Raw genomic sequence first — 13310 nt, forward strand, 5'->3', positions numbered from 1 at the left:
ATGCCGTCTACAGTCATGCTTCAAACCACAGCTCAATCTTGCTAGGGTCCTGACTAAGCAGAAATTTGTCAGACTTAGGAACAAAAACCTCTTGATCCGTCAGTATTTCCCTGAGCGCAGCAGTATCCAAGTCCTTGACCTGAGCTTTGATCATCGCTATATCCCAAGTATGGGTGCTGTCAGCCTGCAGGTCTTGTCCGGCTGCAGCCGTGAAGGACAGAAAATCCAGCGCATTGGCAAGCTTCCGATAGAAGCGCTCCGTTTCGGCCTGATCCGGCACATGGAGCTCTACCGTCTCTACTTCAAAGCAGCTGAGGCCGGCAAAGCCCTCCGGCTGCTGAAAATCCGGCACTGCCCTTACAGGGCGCAGATCAGCCAAATCATCCTCAGCATGCAGCAAAAAGGCGTGCCCCTCCGGAGACACTGCTTCAAAAGCATAAGATTTAGAGCCGCGGTAAAGCTGGACAAGATCTGGTTTTTGAGCCAGCAGGCCCTCAATTTCCTCAGGCTTCTCCACTCTGATAACGATTCGGGCTAATTTCTTAGGTCCCTTGACCCGGCGTGACCGCATGCTGGGTGATTCTTCCAGGACCAGCTTTTCCGTTTTGGTCAGATCCCCCAGAGACAGGTGGGCGGACTCTTCCAAAAGCGTCTTCATGCCCAGCACTTTTTTATAGAAATCCTGATTCAGGTTTCGATTGTTTACTTTCAATACAGGGATTATTCTCACAATTTGATTCACACTCATAAATTCCTCCAAACCATTTAATTGTAATGGATTTTAATCAATTTGACAAGAAATTATGCGCAAATCAACAATTTCTCAAACAATTTTTGCCTGCTTTTATTGATAAACTGTGCGGGCGATGACCAAGTCATTGGCAGATTCAAACTCATACTGCAGATAAGACTGATAGGTTCCCGGTGCGATAATGCCCCGAATATCTAACATGTCGGTGCCGGCCTGACCGATAATCGAGTCGGCCAGCAGGCAGCAGTTAGTCGACATGACAAAGTAGGTCTTAAAGCGGCTGGTTGTAAACTTATAGAGCCGCGCTCCCAGCTCATGTCTCAGTTTGTAAGCATAGGTATGTCTGCCGTCTTTCAAATCAGCCGGCGGTTCCCATTCTATCAGCCATTGATCGATTTGGGCCAGACGTTTCTCCACCGCCTCCCTCTCCTGCTCTGTCAGCGACAGAGAATAGCCAAAGAGAGTTTTCTTGCTCTCCTTCTTGCAAAGCTCAATATAGTCATCTTTGCTGACCTTAAAAAGCACGCCGTCGCCAATCATCCCCTTGCAGCGTTCTGAAAAGACATCATAGCTGCCATAGGAAATGACCTGCCCCTGATAACAGATGTCAACATGGCCGATAGCCCCGAACAGACTCTCCTTTGATGTGTGGACCAAGACCTCCAAGTCAGCCGTCTTTTTCTCATCTTTAACAAGACTGTAAACAGTTTGCGCCGGCTCATGCACATTCTGCCCCCGGATAAAGCGGTTGAATTGGTCAAGATTTTCAGCCGGTATAAAAGCTGCCAGAATAATCGGCAGATTGATGCGGATATGCCGCCGGAGCTGGGTTCTTTCACGGTCATTGTCGAAAAAAAGCCCGTCCCGAATATTGGAAAATCCCAGCATGACCAGATACATTCCCAAAAAGAAAAACTGAACCTGCCCATTGACTGAAGGAGAGAAAACTGTCGCTAGGCCGATGAGACCGTAAAGAACCGTATCCAAGAGAAAACGCAGAGCTCCCTTGGACTGATTTTTTCGATAGAGATAGTAAGTAATGCCATAGACAGCTGCTGTTGCCAGCTGATAAATCCCCAAAATAATGATGACAATATCAACGGGAAGACTGCTGAGACGGTTCAGCAGGCCAATCAGATTGGCTAGCACAATGCGGACGATTTCAGGTATCACCGGGACTTCTTTTTTCCCCACAATGAAGTGGAGAAATAAATTGACCAGACCCACAAGAAAGAAATAAGACATCAGCAAATCAATAGCAACTTTCGTAAAATTCACTCCGTTGACGATAATAATCAGCCCGAAAACAACTGCTAAAAAACCAAACAGCAAGGTTCTCCAGCGGCTGATTTTGCGGAGCTTTGATAGATTCATTTCCATAACTAACTGCTAACTTTCTTCAAGGTTTACTGTCTGTCCCAGCAGACAAAACTGCATCCACTGCTCTAGGACTCAACTGCGCCCTTACTGGCAGACACTTCCTCACGGAAGCTTCATCTGCAGCCTCAAAACCTCCCCCAGAGGTTTTGAGCTAGTTTCGTCAAGAGCAGTAGAAAAGGAGCTGAGAATCCCCAGCCCTTTTGTCATTATAATCCGTAGATGGCCTTGTAAAGCAAGACAGCTGTAATCCCCGCAAGGATTGGTGCCACAACCGGTACCCAAGAATACCACCATTTTGAGTCACCCTTGTGCTTGCCAAGAACTGACTGAGGAAGAAGGAAGTGCAGGATACGAGGTCCTAAGTCCCGAGCCGGGTTGAGACCTGGTCCGGTCGGTCCGCCCAGCGAAGTCACCAGTGCCATCACCAGGAAGCCCAAAGCCAAGTGGGCCACTGAAAGACCTGCCGCTGTGTGCGGAGCTAATTGGGCCTTGACTGCCAAATCGGTAAAATCAGCTGTCTGACCTGACTGAGCAGCCAGCTGCTTCATGTATTGAAGCGCTTCTGCACCAAAGTAATGCTTGGTCAAGCCGAGCGCCGCAAAGAAAAGAACGAAGGAGCCGACAAATTCATTGACAAATCCGTTTATCATAGCTGCCTTGCGGGACTCAGGCGTTCCATGATCCAAGCTGGAAATTGTAGAGAAAGTACCCAAAATGTTATTAGGATTCTCCGTTTTCAGGTAGTAAGGACGGTGAGTCGCTACGACCAGCGCCTGACCAAAGATGGCACCCAGAAGCTGTGCCGCAATATAAGGCGCAACCTGAGTCCATGGGAAGTAGCCGCTGACAGCCAAGCCCAAAGTGAAGGCAGGGTTGATGTGATTGCCTGAGACATTGCCAAACATCAAAGCCGGAATCATTACACCCATTCCGTAGCCGACAGCAATAACCAGCCAGCCGCTCTGATGCCCCTTGGTTCCTTTCAATTCAACGTTGGCTACAGCACCGTTTCCCAAGATAATGAGGATGGCCGTACCCAAAAATTCTGTGGCATATTTGACTGCCCATTCGAAATCCATTTGTTGATACTCCTTAAAATATTTTTAGACAAAGTCTATTTTATCAAGTATAATGGATAATGTAAAGGTCATTTTTAATAAAAATAAGAAAAAGAGGGAAAAATATGCGTTTTAATCAGTATAGTTATACAAAAGTCGATACAGAAAAAATGCGGAAAGAAATGGCTCTGCTGGGCTTTGAGCTGAAGCCGTCGCTTTCCCATAAAGAAAATCTGGAAAATTTTCTCCGCACCGTCTTTTTTACTTATAAAAATACAGACTATCCGCTTCGGGCCTGGGCAGCCGATAAGGAGACGGACCTGCTGGACTTCTTCCGCTCTGACCGAGAACTGACCGCAGAAGTTTTCTACATGGTCGCCTTTCAGCTGCTGGAGTTTTCACCCTTTGTCGACTTTGAAGATGCCGAGCAGTTCCGGCAGGACACGGCCTTTCCGATTACTTACGGCAGTCTGCTGGAAAACCTCTATCAGCTGCTCAGCACCCGCACCGCAAGCGGCAATCTGCTGGTCGATAAACTGGTCAGCCAAGGGCTGATTCCAGAGGACAACGCTTACCATTACTTCAACGGCAAGAGCCTAGCGACCTTTTCCAGCCACGATGCCATCCGCGAGGTGGTCTATGTCGAATCACGCGTGGATACCGACCAGGACGGTCGGCCCGATCTGATCAAAGTCAGCATTATCCGGCCCCGCTATGCCGGAACAATCCCAGCTGTGATGACAGCCTCTCCCTACCATCAGGGCACCAATGACCCCGCCAGCGACAAGGCCCTCCATAATATGAATGTCAATCTGTCCAAGAAAAACCCGAGGAAAATTGCCGTCCGCGATCCTGAGCTCAAAACTATCCAATCCGAGCAGGACTGGGAAGGAGAAGAGGCGGCGGAAACCGAGGAAAAACTGGGCCATATCGGCACCTACACCCTCAATGACTATCTGCTGCCGCGCGGCTTTGCCAATCTCTATGTATCCGGTGTCGGCACCAAGGATTCAGAAGGGCTCATGACCAACGGCGATTACCAGCAGATTGAAGCTTATAAGAATGTCATTGACTGGCTCAATGGCCGCTGCCGGGCTTTCACCGACCACACACGCCAGAGGACGATTAAAGCCGTCTGGTCCAATGGCAAAGCGGCGACGACCGGCATTTCCTACTTGGGCACCATGTCCAACGGGCTGGCCACCACCGGCGTGGAAGGCCTGGAGGTCATCATTGCCGAAGCCGGCATTTCGTCTTGGTACAACTACTACCGCGAAAACGGGCTGGTGACCAGCCCCGGCGGCTATCCGGGCGAAGACTTTGAGTCCCTGACCGAGCTGACCTACTCCCGCAATCTGCGGGCCGGAGACTACCTCCGCCACAATGCCGCCTATCAGGAAAGCTTAGAGCAGGAGCGCAGAGACTTGGACCGTGAAAGCGGGGACTACAATCAATTCTGGCATGATCGCAACTACCTTATCAACGCTGATAAGGTGAAGGCCGAGGTGGTCTTTACCCACGGTTCCCAGGACTGGAATGTCAAGCCTCTCCACGTCTATAGGATGTTTCATGCCCTGCCGGCCGGTCTCAAAAAACACCTCTTTTTCCATAACGGCGCCCATGTTTACATGAACAACTGGCAGTCTATCGACTTTCGTGAATCCATGAACGCCCTCCTGTCTAAAAAACTCCTGAGCTGCGAATCAGACTTCGAGCTGCCGCCGGTCATCTGGCAGGACAATAGCCAAGCCCAAAGCTGGCAGACGCTGGAAGATTTTGGCGGACAAGAGCAGAAACGCCAGTTCCAGCTGGGCCAAGACTGCCAAGTTATTCAAAACCAGTATCCAGAAGCAGACTATCAGCGCTTTGCCAAGAGTTACCAAACCTTTAAAACTGAGCTTTTTGAGGGAAAGGTCAACCAAATCACACTGGACTGGACCTTAGAAGACGATCTCCTCCTCAATGGAGCCAGCCAGCTGACGCTCCGTCTCAAATCCAGCAGCGACAAGGGCTTGATTTCAGCTCAGCTTCTGGATGTCGGAGCTGCCAAGCGGCTGACGCCTCTTCCGACTGTCCTTGCTCCCAGAGTGATGGACAACGGCCGCTACTACATGCTGGACAATCTGGCTGAACTGCCCTTTACTGAAACACCCCACCGGGTCATCACCAAAGGCTTTCTCAACCTGCAAAACCGGACAGACCTGCTGACGGTTGAAGAGGTCACTCCTGACCAATGGCTGGAATGCGCCTTTGACCTGCAGCCGACCATCTACCGGCTGAAAAAGGGAGACCAGCTCCGTCTGGTTCTCTATACCACTGACTTTGAGCATACCGTCCGCGACAAAACGGACTACCAGCTGACCGTTGACTTAGAAAAGTCCAGACTGGAATTGCCCCAGCAAATATGGTAGAATAGGTTGTTCAAGCAAACAATAAGGAGATTTTTACGATGATGAACATGCAAAGCATGATGAAGCAGGCTCAAAAGCTTCAAAAGCAAATGGAAAAAGGTCAGGCAGAGCTGGCTGCAACTGAATTCACCGGCAAGTCTGCCCAAGATTTAGTCCTTGCCAAGCTGACTGGTGATAAGAAGGTGGTCAGTATTGATTTCAACCCAGCTGTCGTCGATCCTGAAGATCTGGAAACTCTATCAGAGATGACGGCTCAGGCTCTGAACCACGCACTGGCTCAGATTGATGAAGCGACTCAGAAAAAAATGGGCGCTTTCGCTGGCAAACTCCCTTTTTAATCCAATTCAAAAGAGACTGGGATTTCTCAGTCTCTTTTATAGTCTTTTCCTTTGCTTTTAGCAGTGAAACTGTCCGGTGGACAGTTTCAGCCTATCGCTTAACGTACAGGACGATAGGGCAGCGAGCTGTTCAAAATCCACAACTTTTCTACCTCATTATCTCGTTTCTAGGTTCGGGCTGAACGAAAGCTGGGAACTGCGTTCCCTTTATCTCCAGCCTCCAACAGTCCTTATGGACTGTTGGAGCAAGGCGAGTTGACAAAGTCATAAAAGATAAACAAAATAACGATATCTTATGAAAAATTCAGCAGATCCGCCGCTTTATTCATGAGCAGAACGGTGTACTTGGGGTTGTTCTGCAGCTCTTTGATGGAGGTCTGGACCAGCTCCAGATTATCCGTAATCATACCGTCCACTCCCAGACGGAAGGATTTGGCAATACTGTCCTCATCATTGATCGTCCAGTCGTAGAGCAGCTTATCTGTCGTCCACAGCTTATTGACAAAATTTTCATCCAGCGTAGAGTATTCCATGGTGTAGCCGGAAGCCTTGGTTCTGGGGAAAATGGTGTTGTAAGGCAGGATAAAGAAGGTCGGTATCGCCGCATCATAGGTAACCGTCTTATCAATTACCCGGTAATCCAGCGACTGAATCTGGTGGCCGTAAATCTTGATATTGGCTGCATAAAGCTTCAAGAAACGATCCATCATATCCGCCGAATCAAGCTTACTGGTCTTGATCTCAATCAGAAGCCGCTGCCCCAGCTGATTGGCCCGCTTCAGATAAGCATCAAAGCTGGAAATCTTGGCTGTATGGCCGTTTTCGGAAATATCCAGAGACGTCAGCTCCTCCAAGGTCAGCTCCTGAGGCCGAGCATTGACTCCGGCCAAGGCCTGCAGATTAGCATCGTGCATCATGACAAACTGACCGTCCGCTGTTTCCTGAACATCCATTTCAATATAACCCGGCTTGAGCAGGGCCGTTTTTTCCAGCGATTCTACCGTATTTTGGACTCCATTGGCCTGCGAAACCCCACGGTGGGAAATGGTGACAGGAATGGTTTCCAGCGGAAAATTAATATAGAAAAAACCTTCCACAGCAAAAATGGCACCGGTCGTCAGCAGGACAAACCAACGCATGAGGGGCAGGCCTTTTCGGTGCCTGTATTCAGATAGGCTGCTGTCGGTCAGAAAGGCTGCAAATTTGATCAAAAAGTAAGCCAGCATGATATAATAAGCCAGTTTAATCAGGACATAGTTAGCCAGAGCGCTGGCAAAAGCAATGCTATTGGACTGACTATCCATATACTGCTGCAGCAGCAGAATGGGCAGGCTGATGAGAGTGAAGAGAAGGAAACTCTTGATCAGCAGCCAAGCAAGTTTCCAGGTATAGTACATCACGCGCTTCTTCGTTTTCCCCAAACTATAGCGCAAGGCGTCACGCAGGCCAGCATGCTCAAAAAAGAGCTTGGGCAGGGCAAACATGAGGCGGACCGCTGCCACAAAGAGCAGAAAAATCAGCCCGTAAATCAGCCACTTCATCCAGACCTCTGTCTTGAGATAGGTCACGATAAATTCTGGGATTAAAAGTTTGTTCAGATAATAAATCTTCAAAATCTGACGCAGGAAAGGGAAGAGAAAGCCCGTATAGAGTGCGATAAAGACCACCTTGCCGGGCCGGGCATAGCGGATCAAGGACCAGCTGTCCCGCAGCGTTTTTCCCAGAAACTGAAAGACACTGCGCTCCTGCTTATCCAAGAGATTGCGAAGCCCCAGAAAAATCAGCCCAATCTGAAAGTAGGCAGTAAACAGATTGGCGGCAAACAGGCTGACGAAGCCCAGCGTGACCAGCCAGTTAGAGGTCAGGACTCTGACGGCATTATTGTAAGAGAAAAAGAGATAGCCAGTCTGTCGGAGCAGCCCTTCAGCTGCAAACGAATTAACGGGCACCCAGACAGACTCCATGAACATGAAAACCATGAAAAAGAGCACCAATATTTTGTCAAGGTTGCGGTACAACCTCAGAATTCCCAGTCTTTGTGATGTCATTGTATTCCTTTATTTTCTTTGGAAGCATAGAGAGGATCGGCCTTTCTGATCAGCCCGCCGTATGTCTCTGTGAGCTCAGCAAATGCCTGCTCTACGGCCGCCGGTATAGTCACATGGACCAGATAATTCTTGCCGCGGGGACCGTAGCCATTCTTGTTATCCCGCAGACGGGGAATTTCTCCCATGAGCAGGCTGATATAACGCTCCAATTCCCACATGCCGCGAATCTCCTGAGCAAAGACCAGCTGCTGCCCCTCTGTCACCGTCTGGGCCCTATAGGCAGCATAGTTGATGATGACGGTATCCGCCCTTGCATGCTTTCGCAGCGTTGCTTCCATACGGGCCTGCATCGTCGCATCCTGACAGAGAATGATGGACCGGCAGTCAATGCTTTTCTTTTCCAACAGTTCCAGAAGATAGGTGATATTATTGCCGCAGTTGGTGGACTGGCATTCCAGATAATCCGCTGCTGCATGGTGCTTTTCCTTGAGATAGGCTGCAAAAATCTCGGCTTCAGACAGACCTCTGACGACAAGCCGGGGAAGCTCTGCTGCTGCTTTCTGCCGCAGCCCGTCGGTCGTATGTCCTGCTCCGCCGACGATGATATAAGTCCTGGCCACTTCAGCCCTGATAGCAGCTGCCAGCACATCTCCGCCGGCCAGAACACTGCCGCCGAAAAGTACAAAGACATCCGCCTGAGCAAAGCCATATGTGTCCTGCAGGGCCGACTGACTGAGCTCCGGCAGATCCCTGCGGCCGCAGAATTGGCCCAGAAGATTAATATTCGCTGCAATCCGTTCTTTCTTCATTTCTTTTACCTACAAATAAATCTCAGCTGCCTTATCAACTGAGATTTTCTTTATTTACCAAATAAACGTGCCCAAAAGCCTTTGCTTTCCTGCTCCTGCACCTTTTCTTTGGCTTCGTCCAATTCCAACAGCAGGGTTTCACGCTCATTCATGGCCTTGGCTGTCAGCTGCTGCTGCTGGTCCAGCTGCTTGTCCTTCTCCGCAATCTGCACATCCTTGATGCGCAGCTGCTCATCTTTCTTAGCCAGCTGACTGTCCTTGGACTTCAGCTGCTCATAGAGACGGACAATTTCTGCATTTTTCTCGTCCACCAAGATTTCCATCAGCTCCCGCTGCTTGACATCTTCGCTGACCGGCTCATCTTCAAAAATGGTTTTTTTATAAATCTCTTCCAGCTTAATCAAACCGCTGCGGGTCACAACCGTTACGCCTTTTTCATTTTTCTGCGTATCTTCTTCCGGCAGGGCCTTGACACGGTTGTTAATCGCCTGACGGCTGACACCGAGAATCTCGGCCAGCTCACTGACTGTCTTTTCTATTGCCATAATTTCCTCGAAAACTTTTTCTAGTTATAGATAAATAAATCTTATCATATCAAGCCTTGACTGTCAAATTTTCCTTGTTTTTCAAGGATTTGGCCACTGCGGCTCTCTTTTTTATGGTACAATGAGACAGGGAGCAGAGCCTTGGAGACACTTCCCTGCGGAAGCTTGATTCACAACGGCAAAGCAGGACTTTGAGTGATTCCGGCGCTGCCCGGCAAGGGATTGAAACGATGGCGTCAGGGGCAGCAGGCAGAGAAAAGCCTGCAGGATACCCCGCAGCACGACAAACAGATTTCTGCCCTCCCTGTCTGCTCCTGCCTCATCTGATGCCGATGTACATTGACTATGAATATAAATCATTCGCAGAGCCAGAAGGCTTCTCTCAGAAAAAAATACAGCATCCCAAAAAATCAAATCTTACTCTTGAAGAGTCAACAGCAAAGGAACATCATGCAAAACCATTTTGATACCATCGTCATCGGCGGCGGCCCGTCCGGTATGATGGCCACTATTTCCAGCTCCTTCTACGGACAGAAAACCCTGCTCCTTGAGAAAAATAAGCGGCTGGGCAAAAAGCTGGCCGGAACAGGCGGCGGCCGCTGCAATGTCACCAATAACGGGACTTTGGACGACCTTATGGCCGGCATTCCCGGCAACGGCCGCTTTCTCTACAGCGTCTTCTCCCAGTTTGACAACCACGATATTATCAGCTTTTTCACCGACAACGGTGTCCAGCTCAAGGTTGAGGACCACGGCCGAGTCTTTCCAGCCACAGACAAATCCCGCACCATCATCGAAGCGCTGGAAAAGAAAATCGCCCAGCTGGGCGGGACTGTCCAGACCAACACCGAGATTGTCTCAGTCAAAAAGACTGGGGAAACCTTCACCGTCAAATCCACAGACTCCATATGGACCTGCGATAAGCTCATCGTGACGACCGGCGGCAAGTCCTATCCCTCGACCGGCTCCACGGGCTTCGGCCATGAGATTGCCCGCCATTTCAGGCATACCGTGACAGACTTGGAAGCAGCTGAAAGCCCTCTCCTGACCGACTTTCCCCACAAGGCTCTCCAAGGGATTTCGCTGGACGATGTGACCCTCCGCTGCGGTGCGCACACCATCACCCACGACCTGCTCTTTACCCACTTTGGCCTGTCGGGACCGGCGGCCCTGCGCCTGTCCAGCTTTGTCAAGGGCGGTGAAACCATCTATCTGGATTTTCTCCCTCAGATGGATCAGGAGGAAGTGGCAGCATTCTTAGACAGCAAGCGGGAAAAGTCGCTCAAAAACAGTCTGAAAATCCTGCTGCCCGAGCGGCTGGCCGACTTTATCGCACAGCCATTCCCCGAAAAAACCAAACAGCTCAGTCCCAAAGAGAAAGAAGCCCTTCTCAGCCAGATGAAGGCCCTGCCCATTCCCGTGACCAGCAAGATGTCTCTGGCCAAGTCCTTTGTCACCAAGGGCGGGGTCAGTCTGAAAGAAATCAACCCTAAGACCCTAGAAAGCAAACTGGTTCCCGGCCTCCACTTCGCTGGAGAGGTCTTAGACATCAATGCCCATACTGGCGGCTTCAATATCACCGCTGCTCTCTGCACCGGCTGGGTGGCAGGATCCAGCCATTATTAGAAAAGAGAGGGCAAAATGGAATATATTATCTTACTGCGCGGGGTCACCCCAAGCGGAAAAAACGCCATCCCGAAAATGGCTTATCTAGTTGAAATTTTAACAGAAGCTGGCTTTGAAAAAGTCAGAACCTATATCCAAAGCGGCAATATTTTACTTGACAGCCCACTTCCAGTAGAAGAGATCCGATATCTTGTCCACCGCCTCATCAAAGACCAAATTGGAGCTGATTTGAAAATGGTTATCAAAACCAAGAGGGACCTTGAAAAAATGGCTGACGAAAATCCTTTCATAGAAAAACATTACCTTTATGACCGTGTGCACGTTATTTTATATCAAAATTCCATTCAAAACCTGCCTTTGGAAAAACTCCTGCCGGATTATGGAGGAGAAGAGATTTGCATCGGCCATCACTGCCTCTACCTCTATCTTCCCCGAACTGCAAAACGCAAAAAGCTGAACACCAACTATCTTGAGAAACTCTTTGGCGTGGATTTGACCATGCGAAAATTAAAGGTCATCGAGAAGCTCTTGTCTAAGTAATATCACGATTAAGGAGAAAAATGAAACGACTGGAAAAGGCAGAATTTGTCAACATGTGCATGATCTATGACGGAGAAAAAGTTCTCGTCCAAGATCGAGTGAAACCGGACTGGCCCGGCATTACCTTCCCTGGCGGCCACGTGGAGCGCGGCGAGTCTTTTACAGATGCAGTTATCAGAGAAGTCAAAGAAGAAACGGGACTGACCATCTTCAAACCTCAGCTGTGCGGGATCAAAGACTGGTATGATGACAAGAGGGGTCGCTATGTCGTCCTGCTCTATAAGACCACGCGCTATTCTGGCATCCTGCGGTCACCAGACGAAGGAAAGGTCTGGTGGGAAAGGTTTGAAAATCTTTCCAATTTAAAACTAGCTACCAATGATATGTCTGATATGCTGCGTGTCTTTTTGGAAGAAGATTTAAGTGAATTCTTCTACTACAAAGACGGCGACGACTGGAAGTATGATTTGAAATAATACAAAACCGGCGAGCAAATCTCCGCCGGTTTTGTTATTCTCCTTGCTTCTGCACATAAACCGCAATCACATCTGCTGTATACCGGGCTGTTCCGGCACCGAATTGGTCAATGTTCTCTTTAAACTCAGGATTGGCCGCATAGCCACGGCCGATTTGCGCAAAAATCTCCAGCGAGCAGTCAAAGCTATAGCGGCGAATCGTCTGCAGGAGCTGGGCTGCCTGCTCCTGATTGGTCTCGGCAGCTGCCGGCAGGCCTTGCTGCAGATTATTTGCCAGATTCCGAAAAATCCGATTAAAAGCTGCTGTCACCTGCTCCTCTTGGCCTGCTTGTCTGCCGATAGCTTCATCCACAACAGCCTGTCCATATTTTTCCACAGCTTGGTCATGATAGCTTCGATGAGCTTCATAAGTAAAGCCAGCAAATTTTTCTTCTGTTGTTATCTTTCTTTCCCCTTTTTGAGCTTGAATCGTTTTTCGCAAAGTGGAAATCAAGATATCCAACCGTTCCTTTTCCTGCTCCAAAGACTGCAGCTGTCTCAGCAGGTGCGGCAATAAGTCCTGCCCTTCTTGAGCAAGCAGCTCTGCTATTTCCTTTAAAGGAAATTCAAGATATTTATAAAATAAAATAATCTGCAGGCGCTCTAAATCGGCTTCGCTGTATAGGCGATAGCCATTTTCTGACTTGAGCGGGCTCAGAAGCCCAAGCTTATCATAGTGGTGCAGGGTCTTGACAGAGACACCTGACAGCTGGGCTGCTTCTTTGATATGGTACATTCGACCTCCTTGTCCATCTAGTATAGACCCTGACCTAAGGGGAGGGTCAAGTTTTTGGGAATATTGTCAAAGCCGCCTTAGGGCTGCTAAAGCGGCTGAGACTTATTTGCGGGATGCCATAGCAATAAAGCCCAGCTTCTCCTGATTTTTCTTAAACATCTTAAACATCTTGACAAACTGCGGGCGATTCTCTTTCTTGAGGGCATTGCGGATGATTTTCAGAGTTCCGCCCAGCCCCTCGTCATAAATCATGCCGCGCGGGCTCATAAGGGTCATGTTGCCGACGAAGGTTTCCACCTGATCAAACTTGTGCGAACGGGCCAGCTGGATCCAGGAACCTTCCGTCAGCGGACCGACATTGACATTGATGGCCCGGGACAGCTCCTCCCGCACCGCCTCATCCTTTTGCTTGAGCATGACATCATGGGTCAGAAGGACACCGCCAGGCTTGAGCACCCGATAGTATTCATCCAGGCACTTATTCTTTCCCTTTTCACTCTGCATGGTCAGCATCGCTTCATTGATGACAATGTCAAAGCTGCTGTCCTCATAG

General features: G+C 49.3%; 14 protein-coding genes. 6 read left to right on the plus strand and 8 right to left on the minus strand.

Features of this window, described 5'->3' with window-relative positions; translation table 11 throughout:
* Positions 1 to 13 precede the first annotated feature (13 nt).
* From STRDD11_RS01490 to gla, 3 genes are all read right to left on the minus strand, one after another.
* Positions 14 to 748, minus strand: a complete 735-nt coding sequence (locus STRDD11_RS01490; protein WP_128834675.1) for a CppA N-terminal domain-containing protein — start codon at positions 746 to 748, stop codon at positions 14 to 16.
* Positions 749 to 844: 96 nt separating this feature from the next.
* The gene (locus tag STRDD11_RS01495; protein WP_128834677.1) at positions 845 to 2131 is read right to left on the minus strand and encodes a DUF308 domain-containing protein; all 1287 of its coding nucleotides are present in this window, start codon (positions 2129 to 2131) and stop codon (positions 845 to 847) included.
* Positions 2132 to 2337: 206 nt separating this feature from the next.
* Complete coding sequence (gene gla, locus STRDD11_RS01500) at positions 2338 to 3210, minus strand: aquaglyceroporin Gla (RefSeq protein ID WP_128834679.1); 873 nt, start codon at positions 3208 to 3210, stop codon at positions 2338 to 2340.
* Positions 3211 to 3314: 104 nt separating this feature from the next.
* Here gla and STRDD11_RS01505 point away from each other — a divergent pair, with 104 nt between their 5' ends.
* Both STRDD11_RS01505 and STRDD11_RS01510 read left to right on the plus strand, forming a co-directional pair.
* Positions 3315 to 5600 carry a Xaa-Pro dipeptidyl-peptidase gene (locus tag STRDD11_RS01505; RefSeq protein ID WP_128834681.1) on the plus strand — a complete coding sequence of 762 codons (2286 nt, stop codon included), beginning with the start codon at positions 3315 to 3317 and terminating at the stop codon, positions 5598 to 5600.
* 38 nt (positions 5601 to 5638) lie between these two features.
* Complete coding sequence (locus STRDD11_RS01510; RefSeq protein ID WP_128834683.1) at positions 5639 to 5938, plus strand: YbaB/EbfC family nucleoid-associated protein; 300 nt, start codon at positions 5639 to 5641, stop codon at positions 5936 to 5938.
* A 293-nt stretch (positions 5939 to 6231) separates the two neighbouring features.
* Here STRDD11_RS01510 and STRDD11_RS01515 read toward each other — a convergent pair whose 3' ends face one another.
* From STRDD11_RS01515 to STRDD11_RS01525, 3 genes are read right to left on the minus strand one after another with little or no spacing between them, the layout of a single operon-like run.
* The gene (locus STRDD11_RS01515) at positions 6232 to 7986 is read right to left on the minus strand and encodes a glycerophosphoryl diester phosphodiesterase membrane domain-containing protein (RefSeq protein ID WP_128834685.1); all 1755 of its coding nucleotides are present in this window, start codon (positions 7984 to 7986) and stop codon (positions 6232 to 6234) included.
* Positions 7983 to 8795 carry an ElyC/SanA/YdcF family protein gene (locus tag STRDD11_RS01520; RefSeq protein ID WP_128834687.1) on the minus strand — a complete coding sequence of 271 codons (813 nt, stop codon included), beginning with the start codon at positions 8793 to 8795 and terminating at the stop codon, positions 7983 to 7985. Before STRDD11_RS01520 ends, STRDD11_RS01515 begins: the two co-directional genes overlap by 4 nt.
* A gap of 50 nt (positions 8796 to 8845) precedes the next feature.
* A complete protein-coding gene (locus STRDD11_RS01525; protein WP_128834689.1) occupies positions 8846 to 9340 on the minus strand; it encodes a DUF536 domain-containing protein in 495 nt (164 codons plus the stop codon).
* Positions 9341 to 9531: 191 nt separating this feature from the next.
* On the opposite strand from STRDD11_RS01525, the gene STRDD11_RS01530 reads away from it, so the two are divergent.
* From STRDD11_RS01530 to STRDD11_RS01545, 4 genes are read left to right on the plus strand one after another with little or no spacing between them, the layout of a single operon-like run.
* Complete coding sequence (locus STRDD11_RS01530) at positions 9532 to 9807, plus strand: hypothetical protein (RefSeq protein WP_128834691.1); 276 nt, start codon at positions 9532 to 9534, stop codon at positions 9805 to 9807.
* Positions 9791 to 10966, plus strand: a complete 1176-nt coding sequence (locus STRDD11_RS01535) for an aminoacetone oxidase (protein WP_128834693.1) — start codon at positions 9791 to 9793, stop codon at positions 10964 to 10966. Before STRDD11_RS01530 ends, STRDD11_RS01535 begins: the two co-directional genes overlap by 17 nt.
* Positions 10967 to 10981: 15 nt before the next feature.
* Positions 10982 to 11506: a DUF1697 domain-containing protein gene (locus STRDD11_RS01540; RefSeq protein WP_128834695.1), complete on the plus strand. Its 525-nt coding sequence runs from the start codon at positions 10982 to 10984 to the stop codon at positions 11504 to 11506.
* A 20-nt stretch (positions 11507 to 11526) separates the two neighbouring features.
* Complete coding sequence (locus tag STRDD11_RS01545) at positions 11527 to 11982, plus strand: 8-oxo-dGTP diphosphatase (protein ID WP_128834697.1); 456 nt, start codon at positions 11527 to 11529, stop codon at positions 11980 to 11982.
* A gap of 34 nt (positions 11983 to 12016) precedes the next feature.
* On the opposite strand, the gene STRDD11_RS01550 is transcribed toward STRDD11_RS01545, so the two are convergent.
* Together STRDD11_RS01550 and STRDD11_RS14065 are read right to left on the minus strand one after the other, a co-directional pair.
* Positions 12017 to 12757 (minus strand): MerR family transcriptional regulator, encoded by a 741-nt coding sequence (locus STRDD11_RS01550; RefSeq protein WP_128834699.1) that lies wholly within the window; start codon positions 12755 to 12757, stop codon positions 12017 to 12019.
* A gap of 102 nt (positions 12758 to 12859) precedes the next feature.
* On the minus strand, positions 12860 to 13310 hold a 451-nt coding region (locus STRDD11_RS14065; RefSeq protein WP_241209274.1), incomplete at its 5' end, for a class I SAM-dependent methyltransferase.

This window comes from Streptococcus sp. DD11 (assembly GCF_001578865.1).
Lineage (GTDB): Bacteria > Bacillota > Bacilli > Lactobacillales > Streptococcaceae > Streptococcus > Streptococcus panodentis.

Coding starts and splice junctions, on each gene's coding strand:
- STRDD11_RS01545 (WP_128834697.1), top strand. CDS start 11,527: ATGAAACGACTGGAAAAGGCAGAATTTGTCAACATGTGCATGATCTAT.
- STRDD11_RS01505 (WP_128834681.1), top strand. CDS start 3,315: ATGCGTTTTAATCAGTATAGTTATACAAAAGTCGATACAGAAAAAATG.
- STRDD11_RS01540 (WP_128834695.1), top strand. CDS start 10,982: ATGGAATATATTATCTTACTGCGCGGGGTCACCCCAAGCGGAAAAAAC.
- STRDD11_RS01525 (WP_128834689.1), bottom strand. CDS start 9,340: ATGGCAATAGAAAAGACAGTCAGTGAGCTGGCCGAGATTCTCGGTGTC.
- STRDD11_RS01490 (WP_128834675.1), bottom strand. CDS start 748: ATGAGTGTGAATCAAATTGTGAGAATAATCCCTGTATTGAAAGTAAAC.
- STRDD11_RS01550 (WP_128834699.1), bottom strand. CDS start 12,757: ATGTACCATATCAAAGAAGCAGCCCAGCTGTCAGGTGTCTCTGTCAAG.
- STRDD11_RS01520 (WP_128834687.1), bottom strand. CDS start 8,795: ATGAAGAAAGAACGGATTGCAGCGAATATTAATCTTCTGGGCCAATTC.
- gla (WP_128834679.1), bottom strand. CDS start 3,210: ATGGATTTCGAATGGGCAGTCAAATATGCCACAGAATTTTTGGGTACG.
- STRDD11_RS01510 (WP_128834683.1), top strand. CDS start 5,639: ATGATGAACATGCAAAGCATGATGAAGCAGGCTCAAAAGCTTCAAAAG.
- STRDD11_RS01535 (WP_128834693.1), top strand. CDS start 9,791: ATGCAAAACCATTTTGATACCATCGTCATCGGCGGCGGCCCGTCCGGT.
- STRDD11_RS01515 (WP_128834685.1), bottom strand. CDS start 7,986: ATGACATCACAAAGACTGGGAATTCTGAGGTTGTACCGCAACCTTGAC.
- STRDD11_RS01495 (WP_128834677.1), bottom strand. CDS start 2,131: ATGGAAATGAATCTATCAAAGCTCCGCAAAATCAGCCGCTGGAGAACC.